This window comes from Streptomyces sp. P17, assembly GCF_032436805.1.
Taxonomy (GTDB): domain Bacteria; phylum Actinomycetota; class Actinomycetes; order Streptomycetales; family Streptomycetaceae; genus Streptomyces.
Window position 1 is genome coordinate 1 of the sequence record NZ_JAVRBF010000045.1, and the last position, 24,029, is coordinate 24,029.

Sequence of the window (24,029 nt, forward strand, 5' to 3'; positions counted from 1 at the left end):
TCGCCTCGAAAACCTTCGAAAGGTCACTGTCCGTACAAGGCATCACGCTGCTGCGGCCATCGAGGAAGAAGGAGATCCTGCGGCCCGGCGAGCCGATGCTCAAGAAGGTCCGCCAGCTGATCGAGTCGGTCAACGACACCCTCAAGGGACAGCTCGACCTGGAACAACACGGCGGGCGCACCGTCGAGGGAGTCGCTGTCCGCGTCGCTCAGCGCATGCTGGCCTTGGCCGCCGCGATCTGGCACAACTTCCAGACCGGTCAAGCGGTCAGCCGCTCACTGACCGCCTATGACCACTGACCGTATTCGGAAAGACTCGTCTAGGGGAGGTCCGGTTTCTGCTCTCTGGACCCCCGCTTCTCAACGCCGGTCAGGCAATCTCAGCCTGTCCGGCGTTTGAGGACGAGGCCCCTTCAGGGCCGAAGCGGGGGTCCGGGGGCGGCAGCCCCCAGGGGACGGTGGGGGTCCCCCTCTGGGGGAGGGTAGGGGCGGCGGGGGCGAAAACCGCTCTCAGCGCCCGAACCGCACCGCCAGATACTCCTCGAACGTCCCCTTGCCCACCGCCCGCTCCGGCGCCAGATGCCCACCCGCCCGAAAGGCCCGATACGCCTTGCCCGCCAGCGGCACATTCACCACCCGCCGCTTCCGCCCCGTCGCCTTCAGATAGTCCCGGGCCAGGGCCTCGAACGACCGCTCTTCCGGCCCCGCCATGTCCTCGACCCGCCCCGCAGGAGCGGCCAGGGCCAGTTCAACAAGGCGATCCGCCACCTCGGAAACGTCGACAGGCTGGTCCCGCACCCCACTCGGAAGCAGCATCACCGGCGGCTTGGACAGCGCCCCGAACACCTGCACAAGCAAGTCGTGGAACTGTGTCGCCCGCAGGATCGTAAAGCCGACCCCCGAGTTCTCGACCAGCCGCTCCACCGCGAGCTTGCTGCGGTAGTAGCCGAAGGGAACCCGGTCCACGCCGACGATCGAGATGTAGACCAGATGGCCCACACCCGCCTTCCGTGCCGCGGCGATCAGGTTCGCAGCCGCCCGTTCATCGCCCCCGCGCGGAGAGCTCGCGCAGTGCACGATCACCTCCGCACCGGAGACGGCCGCGGCCAGCCCGGGCCCGCCCTCACGCAGGTCCACGGCGTACGGCTGCGTGTGCCGGCTGAGCACCCGCACCTCGTGCCCGTCCGCCTCCAGCCGCTCGGCGACGAGCCGTCCGAGCGTTCCGGTACCGCCGGTCACCAGGATTGTGGTCATGCTGTTCCGTCCCTTCGCAGGAGGCCGGGGCCGTCATCACCACACCCTGCCAGAAACGGGTGTTGAAGGCCCGGCGGCGGGCAAGGGCCGTCGTCACCGCCGCCGGGCCGGTCCGAGCGCGGAGCTCAGCAGGCGCCCAGGTCCTGCCACACACCCCATTCACCGGTGGTCCCGGGTTCCTCGCCCTTCGTCCACCACTTCGCCTTCCACGAGCGCCCCTTGTGCGACACGGTGCTGCCCCCGCCGTACTCCGTACTCGCGCTCCAGGCCGGAGTCGTGCACGAACCGGTCCCGTCGGAGGGAGTCGGTGAGGGCGAGGGCGATCCACCACCCGGCTCCACCACCGTCGTCCCCCGCGCCAGATCCCCCGCCAGCGCATACGTCGTCCCGCCGAAGCTCACCGTCCAGTTCGACGGAGTCGACACCGGCAGGTAGTACACGAAGTCCAGCTCCACCGACGCCCCGGGTGCCAGCGTCTGCCAGCTGGGCAGCTTCAGCGAGACCCGGTTGTAGTCGCCCTTCAGCCCGCCGACATTGCTCCCGGTGTGATCGCTGCGGATCACCGAAGTGCCCCACCCGGACTGGTCCTTGGCGTTCCCGGGCGCCGAAGTGCCGTAATCGAAGCGGAACTCCGTCCCGCCCGGCAGTGTCGCCGACGTGTTGTTCGTGATCTTCAGCTTGGGGCTGATCGGGTAGTTGGAGTCACCCAGCGGGAACTGCCCGAACTCCACGTCGATGTTCAGCGCCCGGCTCGGCAGATCGATCGTCGACCGCTTCGCGCCGTAAGGGGAAGCGGACTTGAACTTCTCGTACATCGCGGTCGTCAGCGTCGGCCCGGGCTCGTACTGTCCCTTGGCCGCGTTCCACCCGTAGTCGCCGGCCAGCTCCCAGACCATGGTGCCGCCGATGCCGTTCTCGACGACGTAGTCGGCCTTGGCGTTCACCGACTGCTCGTCCTCGGTGGACAGGAACACCTTCTTCTCCGCGTTCCACAGCCACGGCGCGACCAGCGTGGAGTCGTACTTGCGGGCGTAGGTGCCAGTCAGTCTGGTGTCGGCGGGGAAGCCGTACTTCGTCACGTAGTCCCCGACGACGCCCTTCTCCAGGTTCTTGGCGTGCCACATCGGGTTGGAACCCGCGGGCGACTCCTTGCCGTTGGTGTCCAGGTCGTGCCAGAGGTTGTCGATGCCGGAGGCGCCGTCACCGCACTTGGTCAGCCCGGACCCCGCGGGGCAGTTCGTGGACGGGGCCCTGCCCCACAGCCCGTCGGTCCCGCCGGTGACGTTCTTGAATCCCCGGGTGTAGTAGGGGAGTCCGATATTGATGCGTCCGGCCGGCATCGAACCGCGGAAGTAGTGATACGACCAGTCGGTGTTCAGATAGCCGATTCCGCCGTACTGGGAGGTGGAATACACGCCCGCGGCGGCGAGTTCGGCGTCCTTCCCGTCGTCGAAGAGCGAGGCGTTGGGGCCGACGTATTCGTTCCAGGCGCCATGGAGGTCGTACGACATGATGTTGACGTAGTCCAGGTACTTCTGGACCTGGAAGGTCTCCATGCCGCGCAGCAGGTATCCGGAGGAGGGTGCCGCGACCGAGAGCAGATAGTGCCTGCCGTCCGCGGCGCCCGCCCGGTCGAGCTTCTCGCGGAGCGTCTTCATCAGGGCCGCGTAGCCCTTGACCAGGCCGGCCCTGCGGGCGTTGGAGAGGGGCCAGTCGAGCGGGTTGCCCGCGTCCTTCATCGTCGTCGGGTACTCGTAGTCGATGTCGACGCCGTTGAAGCCGTACTTCCTGATGAAATCGACGGTGGAATTCGCGAAGGTCTCGATGCCTGGCTGATTGACCGAGCCGTCGGCGTTGGTGGCCATCGAGTAGAAGCCGCCGGAGTTCACCCGTGTGCCGTCGTCCGCGAAGTAGCCGCCGGTCTCGGCCCAACCGCCCACCGATATCAGCGTCTTGACGTTCGGGTACTGCTTCTTGAACTTGTTGAGCAGATTGAAATGGCCCTTGTAGGAGAACTCGGGGTCCATCTCCGCGCCGCTCACGCCCGGCCAGGTCATCCCGGTCGCCGCGTTGGTGGCGTTGTCCGTGCCGACGGAGATCTTGTTCGAGCCGTCGATGCGCGCGAAGGCGTAGTTGAGGTGGGTGACCTTGTCCCAGGGGATGTCCGGGGCGAGATAGGCGGGCGTGCCGTCCTTGCCGGTGCGCCAGCCGGTGAAGTAACCGATCACCCGGCGCTGGTGGTCGGCGCCCATCCTCTCCCGCCCCTCGGCGTCGTAGACCGAGCAGTACGGGACGTCGACGCCGGGCGTCTTGTAGAGCCCGTCGGGGCGGCAGGACTCCTGGTCGGCGGCGTGCGAGACGGTGGCCGGGAGCCCGGCGAGGACCAGGCCGGCGACCGCGGCCGCCGCGGCGAACAGGGCGGGTCTCGCTCGGTTGCGTGACAGCAAGTCGGTTCCTCTCCACGGAAGTTGCGCAGACCCTAGGGAGGACTAGACCAATGAGTCAATAGGTATGGACCAATTCGGGGGGGGGGGCGGATCGCCAGGTGCAGAAGTCCAGGCGTGATCCCTGTGAGCCACCCCACAGCCCTCACCCGCATGGACGCCGAGCGGGCGTGGCACACTGGCCCTGTACCAGAAGCAGCGCACTCCGGGGTCGGTGAAAGTCCGAACCGGCGGTTACAGTCCGCGACCCGGTCGCCTCCAGCGGCCGGTTGACCAGGTGAAATTCCTGGACCGACGGTTAAAGTCCGGATGGGAGGCAGTGCGCGGCGGGCGGGCATGCGTGCGCGCCGCCGATATGAGCTCGTCCTTTACGGACGGGTCTGTCCGGCGTCGCTCCCGGTGTCGTCGCCCGTAGTCTCTGTCGTTCTTCGACAGCCCCGGAGTCCGTGCCCCCATGAGGCAGGGAGGACCCGGGAAGTGTTCACCGGAATCGTCGAAGAGCTGGGCGAGATCACCGCCGTCGAGAACCTCGGCGACGCCTGTCGCTTCCGTCTGCGCGGCCCCGTCGTCACCGACGGCGCCAAGCACGGTGACTCCATCGCGGTCAACGGCGTCTGCCTCACGGTCGTGGACCACTCGGGCGACGAGTTCACCGCCGATGTGATGGCCGAGACCCTGAACCGCTCCAGCCTGGGCGCCCTCGGCGTCGGCTCCCGCGTCAACCTGGAGCGCCCCACCGGGGTCGGCGCCCGTCTCGGCGGCCACATCGTGCAGGGCCACGTCGACGGCACCGGCGAGGTGCTGGAGCGCAAGCCCTCCGACAACTGGGAGATCATCAAGATCTCGCTCCCCGCGGACCTCGCCCGGTATGTCGTCGAGAAGGGCTCCATCACCGTCGACGGCATCAGCCTCACCGTCGTCGACGCGGGCCCCGACTACTTCACCGTCAGCCTCATCCCCACCACCCTCGCCCTGACCACGCTCGGCATCAAGCAGCCCGGCGACCCGGTCAACCTTGAGGTGGACGTCGTCGCCAAGTACGTCGAGCGGCTGCTGGGAGCGGCCAAGTGAACTGGCTCAACTCCGAGGCCTTCGTCCTGTTCGGCCAGCGCATCATCTGGTCGGACATGGTCGGCAACATCCTGGGCCTCATCACCCTCGCGCTGGGCTTCCGGCGCTCCCTGTGGACCTGGCCGGTCCAGTTCCTCTCCGGCCTCGTCCTCTTCGGCGCCTTCTACGGCCATCTGACCGGCAGCGCCGGCAAGCAGGTGGTCGTCATGGCCGTCGCGCTGTACGGCTGGTGGCAGTGGAACCGCGGCACCGCCCGGGCCGCGGACGGCAAGGTCGCCGTCCGGTTCGCCACCTGGACCGAGCGCGGCGCGATGACCGCCGCGGCCGCCGCCGGCACCGTCGCGGTCGCCCTGCTCTTCAAGGCGTATCCGAGCCTGTCCTGGGACCCTTGGCCGGACGCCTACATCTTCGTCGGCACGATCGTCGCGATGTACGCCCAGGCCCGCGGCATGGTCGAGTTCTGGTTCGCCTGGCTCCTCGTCGACCTGGTCGGCGTCCCCCTGAACTTCGCGAACGGCTACGCCTTCTCCGGCTTCGTCTACGTCATCTACGGCGCACTCGTCCTGTGGGGCATGCGCGACTGGTGGCTGCGCTCCCGCAGGGACACGCGGCCCGTCCTGGAAGGAGCGCCCGCGTGAGCACCTCACCCGTTCTGTACAGCACCGACAACATCGAGGACTGGTCGCTCGACCCGGTCGAGCAGGCCATCGCCGACATCGCCGCCGGCCGCCCGGTCGTGGTCGTCGACGACGAGGACCGGGAGAACGAGGGCGACCTCGTCATCGCCGCCGAGAAGGCGACCCCCGAGATCGTCGCGTTCATGATGAGCGAGTGCCGCGGTCTGATCTGCGCCCCCATGGAGGGCGACGAGCTGGACCGGCTGCGCATCCCGCAGATGGTCGAGAACAACACCGAGTCCATGAAAACCGCGTTCACCGTCAGCGTGGACGCCTCGGGCGCTCATGGTGTGACCACCGGTATCTCGGCCTCGGACCGCTCGACCACGCTTCAGCTCCTGGCGAGCGGCGAGTCGGGGGCCGACGACTTCGTCCGCCCCGGCCACATCTTCCCGCTGCGCGCCAAGCCCGGCGGCGTCCTGGCCCGCAACGGCCACACCGAGGCCGCCGTCGACCTCGCCCGCCTCGCGGGACTGCGCCCGGCCGGCGCCATCGTGGAGATCGCCGGCGAGGACGGCCGTATGCTCCGCCTCCCCGAGCTCATCCCCTTCGCCCGCAAGCACGGCCTGACGATCATCTCCATCGAGGACCTGATCGCCTACCGCCGCTCCGCCGAGCCCACCGTCCGCCGCGAGGCCGAGGTCCACCTGCCGACCGCGCACGGCACCTTCACGGCGTACGGCTACCGCTCCACCGTCGACGGCGTCGAGCACGTCGCCCTGGTGCACGGCGAGATCGGCGACGGCGAGGACGTCGTGGTCCGCGTCCACTCCGAGTGCCTCACCGGCGATGTCTTCGGCTCGCTGCGCTGCGACTGCGGGCCCCAGCTGGACGCCGCCCTGGAGCGCATCCAGGAAGAGGGCCGGGGCATCGTGGTCTACCTGCGCGGGCACGAGGGACGCGGCATCGGCCTGCTGTCCAAGCTGCGCGCCTACGAGCTCCAGGAGCGCGGCCGCGACACCCTGGACGCCAACCTGGAGCTCGGCCTGCCCGCCGACGCGCGGGACTACGCGGCCGGCGCCCAGATCCTCGAAGACCTCGGCGTGCGCAGCGTGCGCCTGATGACCAACAACCCCGACAAGACCGACGCGCTCGTGCGACACGGCATCAAGGTCACCGACCGGGAGCCGATGCCCGTCACCGCGGGCGAGCACAACCTCCGGTACCTGCGCACCAAGCGGGACCGGATGGGACACGACCTGCCCTGGCTGGAGGCGGCCCCGGCCGTCTCCGCCTGCGCCAACCAGTAAGAGAGCAAGAGGAGAGACGTGAGCGGCAAGGGTGCACCGGAACTGTCCGTACAGGGCGTGGGCGATCTGCGGGTCGCCGTCATCGCGGCGCAGTGGCACGAGAAGGTGATGGACGGCCTGGTGGACGGCGCCCTGCGCGCCCTGCACGACCTCGGCATCGACGAGCCGACCCTGCTCAGGGTTCCCGGCAGCTGGGAGCTCCCGGTCGTCGCCAAGGTCCTCGCGGGCCGCGGCTACGACGCCATCGTCGCCCTCGGCGTCGTCATCCGCGGCGGCACCCCGCACTTCGAGTACGTGTGCCAGGGCGTCACCCGGGGCCTCACCCAGGTGTCGGTCGAGACCGGCGTCCCCGTCGGCTTCGGCGTGCTCACCTGCGACACCGAGGAGCAGGCCCTGGACCGGGCCGGTCTGACCGGCTCCAACGAGGACAAGGGGCACGAGGCGGTGACCGCGGCCGTCGCGACCGCGGCCACCCTGCGTTCAGTATCTGAACCCTGGCGCTGACGAACCGGGTATGTGGCATAGGCTGAGCGTCACCATGTCCAAGAAGACGTTCGAGGAGCTCTTCACCGAGCTCCAGCACAAGGCCGCCACCGGCGATCCCGCCACCTCCCGCACCGCGGAACTGGTCGAGAAGGGCGTCCACGCCATCGGCAAGAAGGTCGTCGAAGAGGCCGCCGAGGTCTGGATGGCCGCCGAGTACGAGGGCAAGGACGCGGCCGCCGAGGAGATCTCGCAGCTGCTGTACCACGTCCAGGTGATGATGGTCGCGCGCGGGATCTCCCTCGACGACGTCTACGCCCACCTCTGAGCCGCACCCGCACATCAGCACATCTCACGCAAAGGAAGCCGACCTCATGCTGCGCATCGCCGTCCCCAACAAGGGTTCCCTGTCAGGCCCTGCGGCGGAGATGCTGCATGAGGCCGGCTACCAGCAGCGCCGCGAGTCCAAGGAACTGCGGATCGTCGACCCGGAGAACGAGGTCGAGTTCTTCTACCTCCGTCCCCGCGACATCGCGATCTACGTCTCCTCCGGCCGCCTCGACATCGGCATCACCGGCCGCGACCTGCTGATCGACTCCGCCGCCGACGCCGAGGAGATCCTCCCGCTCGGCTTCGCCCGCTCCACCTTCCGCTTCGCCGCCAAGCCCGGCACCGCGAACGGCATCGAGGACCTCAAGGGCAGGACCGTCGCCACCTCCTACGAGGGCATCGTCGAGGGACACCTCGCCGACAAGGGCGTCGACGCCTCCGTCGTGCACCTCGACGGCGCCGTCGAGACGGCCATCGAGCTCGGAGTCGCCGAGGTCATCGCCGACGTCGTCGAGACCGGCACCTCGCTGCGCAACGCGGGCCTTGAGGTCTTCGGCGAGCCGATCATGAAGTCCGAGGCCGTCGTGATCCGCCGGACCGGCGCCGACGCCGAGGACCCCAAGGTGCAGCAGTTCCTGCGCCGCCTCCAGGGCGTCCTGGTGGCCCGGACGTACGTGATGATGGACTACGACTGCCGGGTCGAGCAGCTGGAGAAGGCCGTCGCCCTCACGCCCGGCCTGGAGTCCCCGACCGTCTCCCCGCTGCACAACGAGGGCTGGGTCGCCGTCCGGGCGATGGTCCCGTCCAAGGAGGCCCAGCGGATCATGGACGACCTGTACGACATCGGCGCACGGGCCATCCTGACGACGGCCATCCACGCCTGCCGTCTCTGAGAGCCGTACGTCATGTCCGAAATCCCCACACTTCCTGTCACCTTCCGGCCGGGCCGCACCCGAGCGGTCCTGCTCACGGCCGGTGTCGCGATCTTCGTCGTCATCACGGCGGTCGCGGCGCTGCTGGAGAAGCTCGGCCCGGGGGAGCGCCTCAGCTTCGTGTTCACCGCGGCGCTCATCGCCGGCGTGCTCGCGCTGCTCGCCCGGGTCAAGGTCGTCGCCGACGAGTCCGGCGTGACCGTCGTGAACATCGTCAGCAAGCGCCGTCTCGACTGGGCCGAGATCATCCAGGTGAACCTCCGGCCCGGTGACCCCTGGGTCTTCCTCAACCTCAGCGACGGCACCAGCCTGCCCGCGCTGGGCATCCAGCCGGGCATCGCCAAGCAGCGGGCCATCGCCGATGCCCGGGCCCTGCGGGCGCTCGTGGAAGCCCGCACGACGAGGGATCTGCCTTAGACGGCCCTGTCTTGATTAATCTGTTGGCGGAGGCGTTTTCGTGACGCCTCCGCCGCTGATGTTCCCCCTGGTCTTCAGAGGCCCCCTGCTACCCGAGGAGTGACTCCCTCCAGCGATGGACGGATCGTCCTGTAGTACCTGCGCCGCCCCCTCCCGACCTATCGAGGCGGCGGCATGACCATCCCCCTGCTGCTCCTTGCCGCGGCATTCCTGCTGATCCTCGCCAACGGCTTCTTCGTGGCCGCCGAGTTCGGCCTGGTCACGGTCGAGCGACCGGAGGCCGAGAGGGCCGCCGCCGAGGGCGACCGCCGCGCCCGTACCGTCGTCCAGTCGCTGAAGGAGCTCTCCTTCCAGCTCTCCGGCACCCAGCTCGGCATCACCATCACCTCCCTCGTCGTCGGCATGCTCGCCGAACCGGCGCTCGCGGAGCTGCTGCACGGCCCGATCACCGCGCTCGGCATCCCCGAGGGCGCCGTCTCCGGGGTCGCCGTGGCCGTCGGCATGCTGATCGCGTCGGCCGTGCAGATGGTGATCGGCGAACTCGTGCCCAAGAACTGGGCGGTGTCCCGTCCGCTGCAGGTCGCGCGGTTCGTCGCGGGCCCGCAGCACCTCTTCGCGCGGGTCTTCCGGCCGGTGATCGCCGGTCTGAACTCCGTCGCCAACCGTCTCGTCCGCGCGCTCGGCATCGAGCCCACCGAGGAGCTGGCCAGCGCCCGCACCCCCGGGGAACTCGTCTCCCTGGCCCGCCACTCCGCGCAGGCCGGCACCCTGGAGCAGGACACGGCCGACCTCTTCGTGCGGACCCTGTCCCTCGGCGAGCTGACCGCGCAGCATGTGATGACCCCGCGCGTGAAGGTCAGCGCGCTCCAGTCGTCCGCGACCGCCGAGGACGTGGTCAACCTGACCCGCGCCACCGGCCTGTCCCGCTTCCCCGTCTACCGGGAGCGGATCGACGAGGTCGTCGGCATGGTCCACCTCAAGGACGCCCTCGCCGTCCCCGCGGCCGACCGGCTGCGCACTCCCGTCGGCCGGATCGCCCGGCCCGCACTGCTGGTCCCCGAGACCCTGCCGGTACGGCCCCTGCTCACCCGGCTGCGCAGCGAACAGCCCATCGCCGTCGTCGTCGACGAGTACGGCGGTACGGCCGGTGTGGTCACCCTGGAGGACATCGTCGAGGAGATCGTCGGCGAGGTCCGCGACGAGCACGACGACGTGCTCAACGAACCCCCCGAACTCGCCGCCGCCCCCGCGGAGGACGGCAGGCCCGCCTGGGACGCCGACGGCAGCTGCCGCGTCGACATCCTCCAGCGGATAGGACTCGACGTGCCCGAGGGCCCGTACGAGACCGTCGCAGGCCTGGTCGCCGACCTGCTCGGCCGGATCCCGGTCCCCGGCGACAAGGCCGAACTGCCGGGCTGGCGGCTTTCGGTGCGCCAGGTCGGCCACTACCGCGCCGAACGGGTACGCCTCGTGCGTACCGCCCCCGTGGTGGAGGCCGCCCGATGAGCGCGCTCCAACTCCTCTTCGCCGCCCTGCTCGTGCTCGCCAACGGCTTCTTCGTCGGCGCCGAGTTCGCCCTGGTCTCCGTCCGCCGCAGCCAGATCGAACCGCTCGGCACGGCCCGGGCGCGCCAGGTGCTGTACGGCCTGGAACACCTGCCGCAGATGATGGCGGCGGCCCAGTTCGGCATCACCGTCTGCTCACTGACCCTGGGCGCGGTCGCCGAACCCACCGTCGCGCACATCCTGGAACCGCTCTTCGAGTGGATCCATCTCCCGCACGCGATGATCCAACCGCTGGGATACGTCATCGCGCTGGCGATCGTGGTCTTCTTCCACCTCGTCGTCGGCGAGATGCTCCCGAAGAACCTCGCGATGGCCGCGCCCGAGAAGGCCGCGCTGTGGCTCAGCCCCGGCCTGGTCGCCTTCGCCCGCCTGTGCCGTCCCCTCACCCTCGCCCTCGGCGCCTGCGCCCAGGGCATCCTGCGGCTCTTCCGTGTCGAGCCCAAGGACGAGGTCGAGGCGGTCTTCACCAGCGTGCAGCTGGGCCGCCTCGTGGAGGACGCGGGACAGGCGGGCCTGCTGGACCCCGAGGAACAGGAACGCCTGGAGGACGCCCTCGAGTTGGGCTCCCGCCCGGTGACGGACGTCCTCCTCGGGCGTGAGTCCCTGGTCACCGTCCCGCCCTCGGTCACCCCGGGCCAGATCGTCGAGCTGACCGCCCGCACCGGCTACTCCCGCTTCCCGGTGGTGGCGGCCACGGGCGCCTTCATGGGCTACCTGCACGTGAAGGACGTACTGGACCTGGAGGACTCGGAACGGGCGGTGCCCCAGCAGGTCTGGCGCCCCATGGCGACCCTCCGCCCCGAACTCCCCCTGGACGACGCCCTCACGGTGATGCGCCGAGCGGCCACACACCTGGCCCAGGTCGCGGACCCGTCGGGCAAGGTACTGGGGCTGGTGGCGCTGGAGGACGTACTGGAGCTGCTGGTGGGGGAGGTCACGGACCCCGCGCATCGGGCCGTGCCGCAACAGGCACTGGCGTCATAGCCGGGGCCGGGGGGCCCGGTCCGCCCGCGTCACATCGCCGACGGATCCTGTGGCCCCCGCCCCGACAGCACTTCTCCGTACGCCTGCATCAGATCCGGCAACCGCAGAGTCGACAAGTCGTCCCGAGTCAGAGTCCCCGGATAGGTCGACAACCGCAGATCCCGGTACGCGCAGCTCTTCTCGTACAGCGTCCGCAGGAACCGCCCGTTCCCGAGCTCGTCGATCCACCCCTGGTCCACCACATGCCCGGCGATGGAGCGCAGCTCGTCCAGCGCCTCCTCGTCCCACACGTCACCATTCTCCCCGGCGAGCACCTCACCGATGGAGGTGAGTTCGAGGGGCCGGTAGGAGGGGAAGTCCACGCGGGTGGTGAAGCGGGAGGACAGGCCGGGGTTGGCGGCGAGCAGGCGGTCCATGCCCTCGGGGTATCCGGCGAGGATCACCACCAGGTGGTCCCGGTTGTCCTCCGCCCGCTTCAACAGCACCTGCAGCGCCTCGTCGCCGTACGCATCGCCCTTGCCGTAGCCGGAGTTGGACAGCGAATACGCCTCGTCGACGAACAGCACCCCGCCCAGCGCGGAGTCGATCAGCTCGTTCGCCTTCACGGCCGTCTGCCCGAGGTACTCGCCGACGAGATCGGCCCGCTGCGCCTCCACCAGATGGTCACCGCCGAGCAGCCCCAGCGCATAGAACACCCGGCCCAGAATGCGCGCGACCGTGGTCTTGCCGGTGCCGGAGGGGCCGGAGAAGACGAAGTGCCGTTTGGGCGGCTGGACCGGAAGTCCCTGCCCCGCCCGCAGCCGGGCCATGTTCAGCTGTGCCGACAACGCCTTGACCTGGCGCTTCACCGGCTCAAGGCCCACCATGCGCTCCAGTTCGGCGAGCGCCTCCTCAAGTAACCCGGGATCGGTGGGTCCGGCGGGCGGGGGCTGTCCGGGAAGGTTCGCCCGTTCGCGCACCCCCGGCTCCGTCACCGGGGGAAGTGGGCCGGACGGCGGCAGGTCGGGCCCGGAGAGCTTCAGTTCACGGCCCTCGCCGAAGATCGGGTCGAGGGAGTCGGGGCCGTCGACGGAGTCCTGGCCGAGACCGGTGAGCGTGATCGGCGCGAGATCGCCGGCCTCGTCGTACCCGTCGCCCTCGGCGATGGCGGCGAGCCGGGCCGAGGTGTCCATGAAGGCGGCGTCGACGCGGTGCACGGCCCGGTAGAGGGGGAGGGCGGCGGCCGACCGGCCGGTGCCCTCATGGGCCCGCGCCAGCCAGTACCGCAGCTCCTTGCGCTGCGGCTGTTCGCTGCGGCAGCGCATCAGGGCCGCCGACAGCAGCGGTTCGGCCTGGCCGTACATCTCCAGACGGACCCGGGCCATGCCGCCGAACAGTCCCGCCTCGATCCCGAGCATGGGGTCGTCGAGCAGCGGGTCGGTGTGCCGGACGAGCTGTTCCCAGTCCTTGACCAGGTAGGCCCGGCAGGCGTGCAGGAAGCGGACCTGGGCGTCGGCGTCCACCGGGGGCAGGCCTGCCAGCGCCCGGTCCAGCTCCGGTACGTGCCGGCCGTCCAGCCAGTGCGAGGCGTGCGCGAGCAGCAGATCGCGCGGGCTCTCCAGCACCGGCTGCACCCACCAGCCCAGCCAGTACCAGGAGTTGAGGGTCCGGCGGTGCCGGGCGCGCTGATCCCCGAAGCGTTCCCGGTGCCGGAACATCCTGAGCAGCGCGGTGGTCGTGTCCACGCGCAGCGCGTGCAGGCCGAGCCAGCCGTCGGCCATGCCGGGATCCATCCGCACCGCGGTGCGGAACTCCTCCTCCGCCTGCGGATAAGCGCCCATGGTGTAGGCGTCCACGCCTCGCAACCAGGCGAGGTCGGCCGGGGCCTCGGGGCCCTGCGTGCCGAAGTCCATCACGTCCCCCACAAACCGTGCCCCCGTCGGTTGGCCACCGGGCCGTCGCCCGTCGGCCTTCAGAGTCGAACCGCCGTACTGCGGACCGGAGTTGCAACGGTGCGTGGAGCAGCAGTCCCAGGTCGCACCGAGGGCATCGTACCTGCGGTGGCGTCGCCCGCCCCAGGGTGCCGCACCGGCCGTTTGGCGAGGTGGGAGCAGATGGGGGCGCAGTCGTCGGTAACCGAGGGTGAGCGAATCACGGCTCGGTGCGGCCGGAAAACGGGGTGAGGGCAGAACGAAGCCCCCGATCACGGGGGAACAACCGGGGGCTTCGCGTCTGACGGGCGGTCCGCGTCGACCGCACATTGAGAACGTAAGACCTGTACGGCCCTTGGGTCAAGCCGAGTTGGGGCAGTGCGGCAAGTTCCCGCCGACCGCTCTTCACACCTTCACCACATTGCGGATGGTCCCTCACTCAGCGTGAGGAGCTGGTTCGTTTCTATGGTCCCGGCAGGCCCGGAACGCAACTCGTATCCCTTGGCGCACTGCCGTACCAGTGCGTCGGCGAACGGCCGCGAGGGGTCAACGGCGAAATGCTTCTGTTCCGCCGCGACCCAGTCGTCCCAGAACTCCCGTTGCTCCTCACCGTCCCGCGAGCGACCGCGCGCCCAGGACTCCGCCTGCGGCAGATCCATCCACAGCAGAAAGGCGAGATACGGCCGCAGCGCGTGCCGTCCGGCGCCGACCCCCTCGACGAGGACCACCGGGGCGGGCGGCAGGGCGACGGGGTTCCGGAAGCGGCGGGCGCGCCAGTCGTAGGGGGTGTAGTGCGCGGTCTGCCCGTGGGAGAGGGGCTCGATCACCTGGGCCAGCAGCCGGTCCGTCCAGTCGAACAGCTCGTCATGGCTGGCGATGTCGTCGAGCCGCAGCACGGGAGCCCCGCCCAGCGCCCGCGCCAACCGCTCGGCGAACGTGGACTTCCCGGAGCCGGCGTGCCCGTCGATCCCGATCAGACGGACGGGACCGCAGGACGCGGGGAGGCGGAGGAGCCGTGCGGCGAGGTCGTGGATGGCGGTTCCCGGAGTGAGTCGTGCGTACACCGGAAGTCTAGTGATGCGGCATCGCGGTGATGCCAGTGGTCGAGTCCAATATTCCTGGCGCGGCATGCTCCGAAGTGCTGGCAGTAGGCCTCGGCTGCGTCCATAGTTGGCGCACACATACGCACTGGACCTGCCCCGACTCGGACACCTGGGGGTCTTCCGCCCATGAGCAGATCCGAACAGCCGTCCCGCAGAACCGTCCTGACCGCCGCGGTCGCCGCAGCCATGGCCGGCGGCGCGGGCGCGGTGCCGGCCGCAGCCGCCGCCGGCACCCGCGCCGCAGCGGCCGACCCGGCGCGGGCCGGGGCCCGCCAGGTCGACAACCGGGCCTGGACGACGTACACCGACTGGCGCTCGGGCGCCGCGAAGGGCACCCGGGCCGTCGCGGGCGCCCGTCCCGGCCTGGTGATCGGCGCCCCCATCGGCCTCGCCGACTACACCGACCCGCACACCGGCACCACCGCCACCTGGGAGTACGCGACCTGGACCTCGCCCGTCCACCGGCTCACCGTGCCCTCGACCGAGGCCGTCGCCTCCTGGAACGCGCACACCCCGGGCGGCACCTGGCTCCAGGTCGAGCTCAAGGGCACCTACTCCGACGGCACCGACACCCCCTGGTACGTCATGGGCCGTTGGGCCGCCGGTGACCAGGACATCAAGCGGACCTCCGTCGACGACCAGACCGACGACAAGTCCACGATCTGGACCGACACCTTCGCCATCGACGACCCGGCGACGGGCCTGCGCCTGACCTCGTACCGGCTGCGCCTCACCCTCTACCGCAAGCCGGGGACGAAAAAGACCCCCACCGTGTGGCGGCTGGGCGCGATGGGCTCCGACGTCCCGGACCGCTTCACCGTCCCGGCCTCCACGCCCGGTCTGGCCCAGGAGCTGATCGTCCCGCGCTACTCGCAGGAGATCCACATCGGCCAGTACCCCGAGTACGACAACGGCGGTGAGGCCTGGTGCAGCCCCACCTCCTCGCAGATGATCATCGAGTACTGGGGCGGCCGGCTCACCGAGGAGCAGCTCGCCTGGGTCGACCCGAGCTTCGCCGACCCCCAGGTGTGCCACGCGGCCCGGTTCACCTACGACTACCAGTACGCGGGCTGCGGCAACTGGCCCTTCAACGCGGCCTACGCGGCCACCTTCAAGGACCTCCAGGGCGTCGTCACCCGGCTCGGCTCGCTGACCGACCTGGAGACGCTGATCGCGGCCGGGATCCCGGCCATAACGTCCCAGTCGTTCCTGAAGGAGGAGCTGACGGGGGCGGGCTACGGCACCGCGGGCCATCTGATGAACGTGATCGGCTTCACCGCGGAGGGCGATGTGATCGCCAACGACCCGGCCTCGCCGAGCAACGCGGAGGTCAGGCGCGTGTACCGCAGGCGGGAGTTCGAGAATATCTGGCTGCGGACCAAGAGGTACAACGCCAGCGGCAAGGTCGTCTCGGGCACCGGAGGCGTCTGCTACCTGTACTTCCCGGCGCGTCTGTCGGTGCGCCAGCACGTGGCGCTCGCGACGGTGGGCGTGCGCTGAGACGCAGTACGACCACGGCCCCCGGACCCCGCCGGGGGCCGTTCGCTGTGACCAAGGTCTCTGCCGCAAAAGCCCTGGTCGGTGGCAAGGTGGACGGATGAGTACGAATGCAGCCACCGTCACCCGCGTGCGCACCGGCGGTCCGGAGGAAGACGGTCCGAAGGTCCTCGAACACGTCATGGGCTGGACCCTGGTCGTGGTCGTCGCGATGCTCGTGGCCCAGCTCGGTCTGATCTGACCTGACACATATTCGAACCTGACATACTGCGGGATGTCCCGCCGCCAGCCTGAGACCAGGGTCGAAATTGAATAGTCAGCAGCGCGTTGCCGTCGTCCGCCCCCGGGCGCGCGGCACCGAGCGATCGGCGGCCCGCCGCGCCGAACTCATCGCCATCGGGCGGAGTTTGTTCGCCGACACGTCCTACGACGCGCTGTCGATGGACGACATCGCGCGGCAGGCGCATGTGGCCAAGGGACTGATCTACTACTACTTCCAGTCCAAGCGCGGTTATTACCTGGCGATCATCCACGACTCCGTCGCCGACCTGGTCACCTACGCGGCGAGCGGCGTCGAACTGCCCCCGGTGGAGCGGGTCCACCGCACGATCGACAGCTATCTGCGCTACGCCGAGCACAACCAGGCCGCCTACCGCACCATCGTCAGCGGCGGCGTCGGCTTCGACACCGAGGTGCATGCCATCCGGGACGGGGTGCGCGAGGCGATCGTCGCGACCATCGCCGAGGGCGCGTACGGCCGTACGGACATCTCCCCGCTGGCCCGCATGGGCCTGCTGGCCTGGGTGTGCAGCGTCGAGGGCGCCGCCCTGGACTGGATGGACCACCCCGAACTCTCCCGCGACACCATGCGGGAGCTGCTGGTGAAGACCCTGGGCGGCGCCCTGCGCGCGATCGAGGAGCTGGACCCCGCCCACCCGGCCCCCGAGCCCGCCCGCCGCGAGGCATGACGAAGGGGCGGAGTCTCGTGGTCTCCGCCCCCAGGTCCCCCGTATCAGGGGTTAGTTGATCGCCTTGATGAGCTCGCCGTTCGCGGTGTCCCCGCTCAGCTCCCAGAAGAACGTGCCCGCAAGGCCCTGCTGGTTCTTGTACGTCATCTTCGTGGCGATGGTCGCCGGGGTGTCGTAACTCCACCAGTTGGAGCCGCACTTGGCGTAGGCGGTGCCGCCCACCTTGCCGGTCGCCGGGCACCTGGTCCTCAGGACCTTGTAGTCCTCGATGCCCTGCTCGTACGTCCCCGCCGCCGGGCCGGTCGCGGTGCCGCCGGGCGCCGACTGGGTCACTCCGGTCCAGCCGCGGCCGTAGAAGCCGATGCCCAGCAGGAGCTTGGAGGCCGGGATGCCGAGGCCCTTGAGCTTGGCTATGGTCGCCGAGCTGTGCATGGTGGCCTTCGGGATGCCCGAGTAGGAGGTCAGCGGCGAGTGCGGAGCCGTCGGTCCCGTCGCGTCCCAGGCGCCGAAGTAGTCGTAGGTCATGGGGTTGTACCAGTTCACGTACTGCGCCGCGCCCGCGTAGTCCGCCGCGTCGATCTTGCCGCCCGCGGTGGCGTCGGCCGTGATCGCCGCGGTCACCAGGTTGCCCGTGCCGAACTTCGCCCGCAGGGCCTGCATCAGGTTCTTGAAGGCCGCACGTCCGCTGGTGTCACACGTGAGACCGCAGGCGTTCGGGTACTCCCAGTCGATGTCGATGCCGTCGAAGACATCCGCCCACTTGGAGTTCTCGACCAGGTTGTAGCAGGACTGGGCGAACGCGGCCGGGTTCTGGGCCGCCTGGCCGAAGCCGCCGGACCAGGTCCAGCCGCCGAAGGACCACAGCACCTTGAGGTTCGGGCGCTTCTTCTTCAGCTCGCGCAGCTGGTTGAAGGTGCCGCGCAGCGGCTGGTCCCAGGTGTCGGCCACACCGTCGACCGACTCGGCCGCGGTGTAGGTCCGCTCGGTGGCCGCGTAGTTGTCGCCGATGACGCACTTGCCGCCGGTGACATTGCCGAAGGCGTAGTTGATGTGCGTGAGCCTGGCCGCGGAACCCGACGTCTCGATGTTCTTGACGTAGTACTTGCGGTCGTAGGTGCCCCATTCGGTGAAGTAGCCGATCACCTTGGAGCCCGCGGCCGCCTCGGCCGCGGGAGCGCTCGATCTCGCGGTGGCCGAAGCGGTGGCCGAACCCGCCCCGGCCAGCAGCCCCGCGCCGAGGACGGCCGCGCAGGCGGCGGAGATCAGCGCCCGGAACCGGGTGCGGTGGGGTATGTGCATCGGGTGTCTCCTCGTGGGGGAGAGGGGGACGCGCGCCGATTGGCATGAACGCGGTAAGGCGTTGCCCGCACATTAGGAGGACTAGACCAGTCGGGTCAATGGTTCGGACCAATTTCGCGCGGCTTGAGTTTTCTTGGAGTAAGCGGTCGTTAACTGGTGACTCGGTGCCTCCGATCGGGCATACTCACAGCGCACAGCCGCTGGTCAGCAGCTTCCGTGACCCGGGAGTGCGAGCCGCCGGCCCGCACCCAGTGAGACCCGGCGGAGCCGCCCCACCCAAGGCGCACGTCCGCCGATGCGCCCGACAAGGGAGGAGAGCGTCGCCATGCCCGACCGCGCCCCGCAGCCGGTGGACCGGCAACTGCCCACGGACGAGGCCCGGGATCTGATCTCGCTCGTCCGCGACATCGCCCAGCGCGAGATCGCCCCGAAGGCGGCCGAGGAGGAGGACGCCGGACGATTCCCGCGCGAGGTCTTCTCGCTGCTGTCGGAATCAGGCCTCCTCGGACTGCCCTACGACGCCGAGTACGGCGGCGGCGAGCAGCCGTACGAGGTCTACCTCCAGGTCCTCGAAGAGCTCGCCATGGCCCGGCTCACCGTCGGCCTCGGCGTCAGCGTGCACACCCTGGCCTCCTACGCCCTCGCCGCCTATGGCACCAAGGAGCAGCAGGTCGAGCATCTGCCCGCGATGCTCGGCGGGGGACTGCTGGGCGCCTACTGTCTGTCCGAGCCCTCGTCCGGATCGGATGCCGCGTCCCTGCGCACCAAGGCGGTGCGGGACGGCGACGACTGGGTGATCACCGGTACGAAGGCCTGGATCACGCACGGCGGCATCGCCGACTTCTACACGGTCATGGCCCGCACCGGCGAGGAGGGCCCGCGCGGAATCACCGCGTTCCTGGTGCCCGGCGACGCCGAGGGGCTGAGCGGGGCCGCGCCCGAGAAGAAGATGGGCATGAAGGGCTCGCCGACCGCGCAGGTCCACTTCGACGGCGTGCGGGTTCCGGACGAGCGGCGGCTCGGCGAGGAGGGGCAGGGCTTCGCCATCGCCCTGGCCGCGCTGGACTCCGGGCGGCTCGGCATCGCGGCCTGCGCCATCGGCGTGGCCCAGGCGGCGCTGGACGAGGCCGTGGCGTACGCCTCCGGCCGACGCCAGTTCGGGCGGCCGATCTCCGACTTCCAGGGCCTGCGCTTCATGCTCGCCGACATGGCGACCCAGATCGAGGCGGGCCGTGCGCTGTACCTGACGGCGGCGCGACTGCGGGACGCGGGACGGCCGTTCGCCAAGCAGGCGGCAATGGCGAAGCTGCACTGCACCGACACCGCGATGAAGGTGACCACCGACGCCGTGCAGATCCTCGGCGGGTACGGCTACACCGCCGACTTCCCGGCCGAGCGCTACATGCGCGAGGCCAAGGTGCTGCAGATCGTCGAGGGCACCAACCAGATCCAGCGCATGGTCATCGCCCGTCACCTCGCGGGTCCCGAGGGGCGCTGAACTCACCCGGCCGCACCGTCGGCGCCGCCAGCCGGATCCACTCCGGGTCGTGGCGGCCCGGCAGGGTGCGGCCCCGGTCCGCCCACGTGCGCATCAGATCCCGGTAGATGGGCGGGTCCTGGAGCTGCGGCGGTGCCAGCGGAACCGATTCTGCGGGTCGCGGCACAAGGACGCGTCGTTGACGCCCGGTCGTCGAATATGTGGGGGTCATACCAGGGCAACGCGGCGGCGACCGGGCAGGTCACCGATCCGCGGAATCGGGCGTGAGTTCGCGGACGCCCCGCATCTGGTCACCCGTACCCATCTGACGTACCGTCAGCTCAGCCCCCTCCAGGAGGTCTGCCGTGGCCGACGACCGCCCCGTACCGCTCGACGAGTACCCGGTGCACCAGGTGCCCCTCTCCATGAAGCACACGGCGACCGGCGACCGGAACGCCTACGACCGCTGCATCTTCCACGTCCTCGACCACGAGGGCCGGGCGCTGCTGATCGTCGGGCTGGGGGTGTACCCCAACCTGGGCGTGATCGACGCGTACGCGACCCTGCGGATCGGGGACACCCTGTACGCGGCGCGGGCCTCGGACGCCCTCGGCGAGGACCGGATGCGGCTCGTCGTGGGGCCGCTCAGGATCGAGGTCCAGGAGCCGCTGCGCCGACTGCGCCTGGTGAGCGACGACGCGTCGTTGTCGTACGACCTCACCTGGACCGCCGAGTTCCCGGCGCTGTGGGAACCCCACCACACACAGCGCCGCGGCGACCGGCTCACGCTGGAGGGCCGTCGCTTCGTGCAGGCGGGCGGTGTCCGCCCGCCTCCGCCTCGACGGCCGGGTCGGGCACGGCATCTTCGAGCACGGCTCGTTCGGACGGCACGATCCAAGTGGGTTCACCGGCTTCGAGTCGGTCGCGCCGTAAGGGAGTTGAGTCCATGCCCTCAGCACCTCGTCCGCGTACCAGCACCCGTGACCCCGAGGACCTCGTGGTCTACGCGGGATTCGAACCCGCGGCCGTCCTCGACTGGGAGATGGCGGCCCTCGCCCCGTGTGAGGTGGACCTCGGCTGGACGATCTGTCTGCACCGCTTCTTCCAGGACCTGACCGTCGCCTTCGGGCAGCGCGGACTGCCGGGCTTCCTGCGCCGCGACCGGGTAGAGGCACGCTATGCCGAACTCACCGGCCACACCCCGCGCGACATGGAGTTCCACACCCTGTACGCCGCGCTGCGGCACGCCATTGTCATGCTGCGCGTCGCCTACCGGCAGGTGCGCTTCGGCGAAGCCGTCGTCCCGGCGGATCCGGACACACTGATCCTGCACCACGGCAGTCTGCGCGCCATGGTGCAGGGCAGCTACTGGGATCGAACCGAGCGGTTCCTGCCGCCGCTGTGTGCTCAGGCAGCGGCGCGCCGCATCCCCGGAACGCGCATCGGGCGCGAGCCCGGGCCGCCGACGTGCGAGAAGGGCTGCGTCCGCCAGTCGAGTCCCTGAGGGAGCGTCAACAGCAGGGCGGTGTCCTGCTCCTGGGGTTCGGCCGACTCGTCCGCGGCGCGGGCGTCGGAGGCGCGACGGCCGGTGCCGGCGCACACCGTCAGCCCGAACGGGTTCCACGGCGAGGCGCACAGCGCGTGCTCGGGCAGGACCTCCTCGTCCGCCAGCAGCGCGATGGGCTGCGCGCAGTCCGGGCAGATCACCCGGTACATCTCGAAGGTGTCGTACGCATCGAACTCCTCGTCGGCGAAGTCGCCATCGGGTTCGACGCCCTCCGGCTCGGGCTCGACGACAAGCTGCGGGCGCTTGGGTGCGGTACGACCAGGGCGCTTAAGACTCTGCATGGGATTCTCCCCCTCGGGCTGGGCCGTTCAGGCGCTGCGGCCTCGACCACAGCAAGCACTTCCCGTCCCGTCTCAGCGGTAATCACGAGAACATCACGGAGCCGGTCCGGTGGCTGTGGCGTTCGTCACATGCCGCCCGCAGGTGCCCGGGGCGGCCGGTTTGTCCCCCAGGCGGCTCACAGGCTCCTCTCCGTCACATCACGAACAGGGCATGACCTGGGCCGCTCGGGTATCCCGGGAGGTCAGGGGCACTGTAGGTTCTTGCGCCATGGAGGAGCTGGACCGACAGATCGTGCAGCTGCTCGTCAAGGACGGGCGGATGAGCTACACAGACCTGGGCAAGGCCACGGGCCTGTCCACGTCGGCCGTGCACCAGCGGGTGCGACGGCTCGAACAGCGTGGCGTCATCCGCGGCTACGCCGCGGTCGTGGACCCCGAGGCCGTCGGGCTGCCCATGACCGCCTTCATCTCGGTGAAACCGTTCGACCCCAGCGCGCCCGACGACATCGCGGACCGCCTGGCCGGGGTCCCCGAGATCGAGGCGTGCCACAGCGTCGCGGGCGACGAGAACTACATCCTCAAGGTGCGTGTGAGCACCCCGCACGAACTGGAGGAGCTGCTGGCACGGCTGCGCTCGCTCGCCGGGGTCTCCACCCGGACGACGGTGGTGCTCTCCACTCCGTACGAGGCACGGCCGCCGCGTATCTGACCCCACGCGCGCTCCGGGCGGCCGGGGCGGGTCGCGGTGCGCGCACGGGGCCGGCGGAGCGCGCGCCGGGCCCAGGTCACCGCTCTCGGCGCCGTACGACCCCACCTGCGTACCGGGCGGCCGGGGCGAGGCGGGAGACTGTTCCCCATGAGTGAGCGCACCGCCGAGTCCGAGTCGAAGACTGTCCTGCTCCGCCGCGGAGAGGTCCACAGCCCCGCCGACCCGTTCGCCACCGCGATGGTCGTCGAGCGCGGCCAGGTGGCCTGGGTGGGTTCGGAGGGTGCCGCGGACGCCTTCGCGGACGGTGTGGACGAGGTCGTGGACCTGGACGGCGCGCTCGTCACCCCCGCCTTCACCGACGCCCATGTGCACACCACCGCCACGGGCCTCGCCCTGACCGGCCTCGACCTGTCCACCGCCCCCTCCCTGGAGGCGGCCCTCGATCTCGTACGGGGCTTCGCCGCCGCCCGCCCGAACGACCGCGTCCTGCTGGGCCACGGCTGGGACTCCGCCCGCTGGCCCGGCGGCCGCCCCCCGACACGGACCGAGCTCGACGCGGCCACCGGCGGGCGGCCCCTTTATCTCTCCCGCATCGACGTCCACTCGGCGGTCGTGACGACGGCCCTGCTCGACATGACGTCCCTGGGCCGGGCCCACGGCCCGCTCACCGCCGACGCCCACCACGCCGTACGCGCCGCCGCGCTCGCCGCGGTGACGCCGGCTCAGCGCGTCGAGGCCCAGCGCGCGGCCCTCGCCCACGCCGCCTCCCTCGGTATCGGCTCCCTCCATGAGTGCGCCGGCCCGGAGATCTCCTCCGAGGACGACTTCACCGGACTGCTCCGGCTCGCCGCCGAGGAACCCGGACCCCGGGTCGTCGGGTACTGGGCCGAACAGGACGTCGACAGGGCGCGGGAACTCGGCGCGGCCGGCGCCGCGGGCGACCTCTTCGTCGACGGCGCCCTCGGCTCGCACACCGCCTGTCTGCACCAGCCGTACGCCGACGCCGGGCACACCGGCCTCGCCTATCTGGACGCCGCCGCCGTCGCCGCCCATGTCGCCGCCTGCACCGAGGCGGGGATCCAGGCGGGCTTCCACGCGATCGGCGACGCCGCCGTGACCGCCGTGGTGGAGGGCGTGCGCGCCGCCGCCGAGAAGGTTGGCCTCGCCCGCGTCCGCGCCGCCCGGCACCGGGTCGAACACGCCGAGATGCTCACCCCCGAGACGATCGCCGCCTTCGCCGAGTTCGGCCTGACCGCCTCGGTCCAGCCCGCCTTCGACGCGCTGTGGGGCGGCGAGGACGGCATGTACACCGCCCGTCTGGGCGCCGAGCGGGCCCGCTCCCTGAACCCCTTCGCGGCCCTGCTGCGGGCCGGTGTGCCGCTCGCCTTCGGCTCCGACAGCCCGGTCACCCCCCTGGACCCCTGGGGCACGGTCCGCGCCGCCGCCTTCCACCGCACGCCCGAGCACCGGGTCTCGGTACGGGCCGCGTTCACGGCCCACACGCGGGGCGGCTGGCGCGCGATCGGGCGGGACGACGCGGGTGTCCTGGTCCCCGGCGCGCCCGCGGACTACGCCGTGTGGCGCACCGGTGAACTCTTGGTCCAGGCCCCGGACGACCGGGTCGCCCGCTGGTCGACCGACCCGCGCTCCGGCACCCCCGGCCTTCCCGACCTCACTCCGGGCCGTGACCTGCCCGTCTGTCTGCGCACGGTGGTGGGCGGACGGACGGTGTTCGTACGGCCGGGCGAGTGATCTCCCGGGGTGGCGTGCCGCCGATTGTGCCCGCCGCGCCCTCGCGCGACCTGCGCATTC

General features: G+C 70.4%; 22 protein-coding genes, 3 pseudogenes and 1 riboswitch. Of the genes and pseudogenes, 18 read left to right on the plus strand and 7 right to left on the minus strand.

What is annotated here, in order from left to right:
* Positions 1-299, plus strand: a pseudogene (locus RMT89_RS26860) (IS982 family transposase); the annotation flags it as partial.
* Between the two features lie 210 nt (positions 300-509).
* Here RMT89_RS26860 and RMT89_RS26865 read toward each other — a convergent pair.
* Complete coding sequence (locus RMT89_RS26865; RefSeq protein WP_315886361.1) at positions 510-1,253, minus strand: SDR family oxidoreductase; 744 nt, start codon at positions 1,251-1,253, stop codon at positions 510-512.
* A 125-nt stretch (positions 1,254-1,378) separates the two neighbouring features.
* Complete coding sequence (locus RMT89_RS26870) at positions 1,379-3,700, minus strand: chitinase C-terminal domain-containing protein (protein WP_315886362.1); 2,322 nt, start codon at positions 3,698-3,700, stop codon at positions 1,379-1,381.
* A 193-nt stretch (positions 3,701-3,893) separates the two neighbouring features.
* Positions 3,894-4,024, plus strand: a riboswitch (FMN riboswitch).
* A 150-nt stretch (positions 4,025-4,174) separates the two neighbouring features.
* Between RMT89_RS26870 and RMT89_RS26875 the strand changes: the two genes are divergently transcribed.
* The 9 genes from RMT89_RS26875 to RMT89_RS26915 all read left to right on the plus strand — a co-directional run bounded on the left by RMT89_RS26875 (position 4,175) and on the right by RMT89_RS26915 (position 11,406).
* Entirely contained in the window at positions 4,175-4,768 is a 594-nt protein-coding gene (locus RMT89_RS26875) for a riboflavin synthase (protein WP_315886363.1), read from the plus strand.
* On the plus strand, positions 4,765-5,406 hold the full coding sequence (locus tag RMT89_RS26880) for a nicotinamide mononucleotide transporter family protein (RefSeq protein ID WP_315886364.1): 642 nt from the start codon (positions 4,765-4,767) through the stop codon (positions 5,404-5,406). The genes RMT89_RS26875 and RMT89_RS26880 overlap by 4 nt, the downstream gene beginning before the upstream one ends.
* On the plus strand, positions 5,403-6,695 hold the full coding sequence (locus RMT89_RS26885; protein ID WP_315886365.1) for a bifunctional 3,4-dihydroxy-2-butanone-4-phosphate synthase/GTP cyclohydrolase II: 1,293 nt from the start codon (positions 5,403-5,405) through the stop codon (positions 6,693-6,695). The genes RMT89_RS26880 and RMT89_RS26885 overlap by 4 nt, the downstream gene beginning before the upstream one ends.
* A gap of 18 nt (positions 6,696-6,713) precedes the next feature.
* Entirely contained in the window at positions 6,714-7,199 is a 486-nt protein-coding gene (gene ribH, locus RMT89_RS26890; protein ID WP_315886366.1) for a 6,7-dimethyl-8-ribityllumazine synthase, read from the plus strand.
* A 34-nt stretch (positions 7,200-7,233) separates the two neighbouring features.
* Positions 7,234-7,506 carry a phosphoribosyl-ATP diphosphatase gene (locus RMT89_RS26895; RefSeq protein ID WP_250076780.1) on the plus strand — a complete coding sequence of 91 codons (273 nt, stop codon included), beginning with the start codon at positions 7,234-7,236 and terminating at the stop codon, positions 7,504-7,506.
* Between the two features lie 46 nt (positions 7,507-7,552).
* A complete protein-coding gene (gene hisG / locus RMT89_RS26900) occupies positions 7,553-8,401 on the plus strand; it encodes an ATP phosphoribosyltransferase (protein ID WP_315886367.1) in 849 nt (282 codons plus the stop codon).
* A 12-nt stretch (positions 8,402-8,413) separates the two neighbouring features.
* A complete protein-coding gene (locus RMT89_RS26905) occupies positions 8,414-8,857 on the plus strand; it encodes a PH domain-containing protein (protein WP_315886368.1) in 444 nt (147 codons plus the stop codon).
* A gap of 174 nt (positions 8,858-9,031) precedes the next feature.
* Positions 9,032-10,363 carry a hemolysin family protein gene (locus RMT89_RS26910; RefSeq protein ID WP_315886369.1) on the plus strand — a complete coding sequence of 444 codons (1,332 nt, stop codon included), beginning with the start codon at positions 9,032-9,034 and terminating at the stop codon, positions 10,361-10,363.
* Positions 10,360-11,406, plus strand: a complete 1,047-nt coding sequence (locus RMT89_RS26915) for a hemolysin family protein (protein WP_315886370.1) — start codon at positions 10,360-10,362, stop codon at positions 11,404-11,406. The genes RMT89_RS26910 and RMT89_RS26915 overlap by 4 nt, the downstream gene beginning before the upstream one ends.
* Before the next feature lie 29 nt (positions 11,407-11,435).
* Here the strand turns inward: RMT89_RS26915 and RMT89_RS26920 are convergent, their stop codons facing one another.
* Positions 11,436-13,298, minus strand: coding sequence for an AAA family ATPase (locus tag RMT89_RS26920; protein WP_315886414.1), 1,863 nt, complete (start codon positions 13,296-13,298; stop codon positions 11,436-11,438).
* 431 nt (positions 13,299-13,729) lie between these two features.
* Positions 13,730-14,380 (minus strand): hypothetical protein, encoded by a 651-nt coding sequence (locus RMT89_RS26925; protein WP_315886371.1) that lies wholly within the window; start codon positions 14,378-14,380, stop codon positions 13,730-13,732.
* 165 nt (positions 14,381-14,545) lie between these two features.
* Here RMT89_RS26925 and RMT89_RS26930 point away from each other — a divergent pair, with 165 nt between their 5' ends.
* The 3 genes from RMT89_RS26930 to RMT89_RS26940 all read left to right on the plus strand — a co-directional run bounded on the left by RMT89_RS26930 (position 14,546) and on the right by RMT89_RS26940 (position 16,884).
* Entirely contained in the window at positions 14,546-15,919 is a 1,374-nt protein-coding gene (locus RMT89_RS26930) for a peptidase C39 family protein (protein ID WP_315886372.1), read from the plus strand.
* Positions 15,920-16,016: 97 nt separating this feature from the next.
* Entirely contained in the window at positions 16,017-16,157 is a 141-nt protein-coding gene (locus tag RMT89_RS26935; protein ID WP_315886373.1) for an SCO1431 family membrane protein, read from the plus strand.
* A gap of 67 nt (positions 16,158-16,224) precedes the next feature.
* On the plus strand, positions 16,225-16,884 hold the full coding sequence (locus tag RMT89_RS26940; protein ID WP_315886374.1) for a TetR/AcrR family transcriptional regulator: 660 nt from the start codon (positions 16,225-16,227) through the stop codon (positions 16,882-16,884).
* 51 nt (positions 16,885-16,935) lie between these two features.
* Here RMT89_RS26940 and RMT89_RS26945 read toward each other — a convergent pair whose 3' ends face one another.
* Positions 16,936-18,183 carry a glycoside hydrolase family 18 protein gene (locus tag RMT89_RS26945; protein ID WP_315886375.1) on the minus strand — a complete coding sequence of 416 codons (1,248 nt, stop codon included), beginning with the start codon at positions 18,181-18,183 and terminating at the stop codon, positions 16,936-16,938.
* A 325-nt stretch (positions 18,184-18,508) separates the two neighbouring features.
* Here RMT89_RS26945 and RMT89_RS26950 point away from each other — a divergent pair, with 325 nt between their 5' ends.
* A complete protein-coding gene (locus tag RMT89_RS26950) occupies positions 18,509-19,681 on the plus strand; it encodes an acyl-CoA dehydrogenase (protein WP_315886376.1) in 1,173 nt (390 codons plus the stop codon).
* Here RMT89_RS26950 and RMT89_RS46070 read toward each other — a convergent pair.
* The gene (locus tag RMT89_RS46070; protein ID WP_399498489.1) at positions 19,644-19,892 is read right to left on the minus strand and encodes a hypothetical protein; all 249 of its coding nucleotides are present in this window, start codon (positions 19,890-19,892) and stop codon (positions 19,644-19,646) included. The genes RMT89_RS26950 and RMT89_RS46070 overlap by 38 nt on opposite strands.
* A 133-nt stretch (positions 19,893-20,025) precedes the next feature.
* Between RMT89_RS46070 and RMT89_RS26955 the strand changes: the two are divergent.
* Together RMT89_RS26955 and RMT89_RS26960 are read left to right on the plus strand one after the other, a co-directional pair.
* Positions 20,026-20,484: pseudogene (locus RMT89_RS26955) on the plus strand (hypothetical protein); the annotation flags it as partial.
* A gap of 173 nt (positions 20,485-20,657) precedes the next feature.
* A pseudogene (locus tag RMT89_RS26960) lies at positions 20,658-21,032 on the plus strand (phosphotransferase family protein); the annotation flags it as partial.
* Between the two features lie 35 nt (positions 21,033-21,067).
* On the opposite strand, the gene RMT89_RS26965 reads toward RMT89_RS26960, so the two are convergent.
* On the minus strand, positions 21,068-21,508 hold the full coding sequence (locus RMT89_RS26965) for a hypothetical protein (protein ID WP_315886377.1): 441 nt from the start codon (positions 21,506-21,508) through the stop codon (positions 21,068-21,070).
* A gap of 268 nt (positions 21,509-21,776) precedes the next feature.
* On the opposite strand from RMT89_RS26965, the gene RMT89_RS26970 reads away from it, so the two are divergent.
* Positions 21,777-22,217 carry an Lrp/AsnC family transcriptional regulator gene (locus RMT89_RS26970; protein WP_024887321.1) on the plus strand — a complete coding sequence of 147 codons (441 nt, stop codon included), beginning with the start codon at positions 21,777-21,779 and terminating at the stop codon, positions 22,215-22,217.
* A 147-nt stretch (positions 22,218-22,364) separates the two neighbouring features.
* On the plus strand, positions 22,365-23,969 hold the full coding sequence (locus RMT89_RS26975) for an amidohydrolase (protein ID WP_315886378.1): 1,605 nt from the start codon (positions 22,365-22,367) through the stop codon (positions 23,967-23,969).
* Positions 23,970-24,029 lie beyond the last annotated feature (60 nt).

Excerpts from the sequence above, each read along its gene's own strand:
- RMT89_RS26915 (WP_315886370.1), top strand. The coding sequence starts at position 10,360 with ATGAGCGCGCTCCAACTCCTCTTCGCCGCCCTGCTCGTGCTCGCCAAC.
- RMT89_RS26920 (WP_315886414.1), bottom strand. The coding sequence starts at position 13,298 with ATGGACTTCGGCACGCAGGGCCCCGAGGCCCCGGCCGACCTCGCCTGG.
- RMT89_RS26910 (WP_315886369.1), top strand. The coding sequence starts at position 9,032 with ATGACCATCCCCCTGCTGCTCCTTGCCGCGGCATTCCTGCTGATCCTC.
- RMT89_RS26865 (WP_315886361.1), bottom strand. The coding sequence starts at position 1,253 with ATGACCACAATCCTGGTGACCGGCGGTACCGGAACGCTCGGACGGCTC.
- RMT89_RS26975 (WP_315886378.1), top strand. The coding sequence starts at position 22,365 with ATGAGTGAGCGCACCGCCGAGTCCGAGTCGAAGACTGTCCTGCTCCGC.
- RMT89_RS26930 (WP_315886372.1), top strand. The coding sequence starts at position 14,546 with ATGAGCAGATCCGAACAGCCGTCCCGCAGAACCGTCCTGACCGCCGCG.
- RMT89_RS46070 (WP_399498489.1), bottom strand. The coding sequence starts at position 19,892 with ATGACCCCCACATATTCGACGACCGGGCGTCAACGACGCGTCCTTGTG.
- RMT89_RS26950 (WP_315886376.1), top strand. The coding sequence starts at position 18,509 with ATGCCCGACCGCGCCCCGCAGCCGGTGGACCGGCAACTGCCCACGGAC.
- RMT89_RS26945 (WP_315886375.1), bottom strand. The coding sequence starts at position 18,183 with ATGCACATACCCCACCGCACCCGGTTCCGGGCGCTGATCTCCGCCGCC.
- RMT89_RS26895 (WP_250076780.1), top strand. The coding sequence starts at position 7,234 with ATGTCCAAGAAGACGTTCGAGGAGCTCTTCACCGAGCTCCAGCACAAG.
- RMT89_RS26935 (WP_315886373.1), top strand. The coding sequence starts at position 16,017 with ATGAGTACGAATGCAGCCACCGTCACCCGCGTGCGCACCGGCGGTCCG.
- RMT89_RS26965 (WP_315886377.1), bottom strand. The coding sequence starts at position 21,508 with ATGCAGAGTCTTAAGCGCCCTGGTCGTACCGCACCCAAGCGCCCGCAG.
- RMT89_RS26970 (WP_024887321.1), top strand. The coding sequence starts at position 21,777 with ATGGAGGAGCTGGACCGACAGATCGTGCAGCTGCTCGTCAAGGACGGG.
- hisG (WP_315886367.1), top strand. The coding sequence starts at position 7,553 with ATGCTGCGCATCGCCGTCCCCAACAAGGGTTCCCTGTCAGGCCCTGCG.
- RMT89_RS26905 (WP_315886368.1), top strand. The coding sequence starts at position 8,414 with ATGTCCGAAATCCCCACACTTCCTGTCACCTTCCGGCCGGGCCGCACC.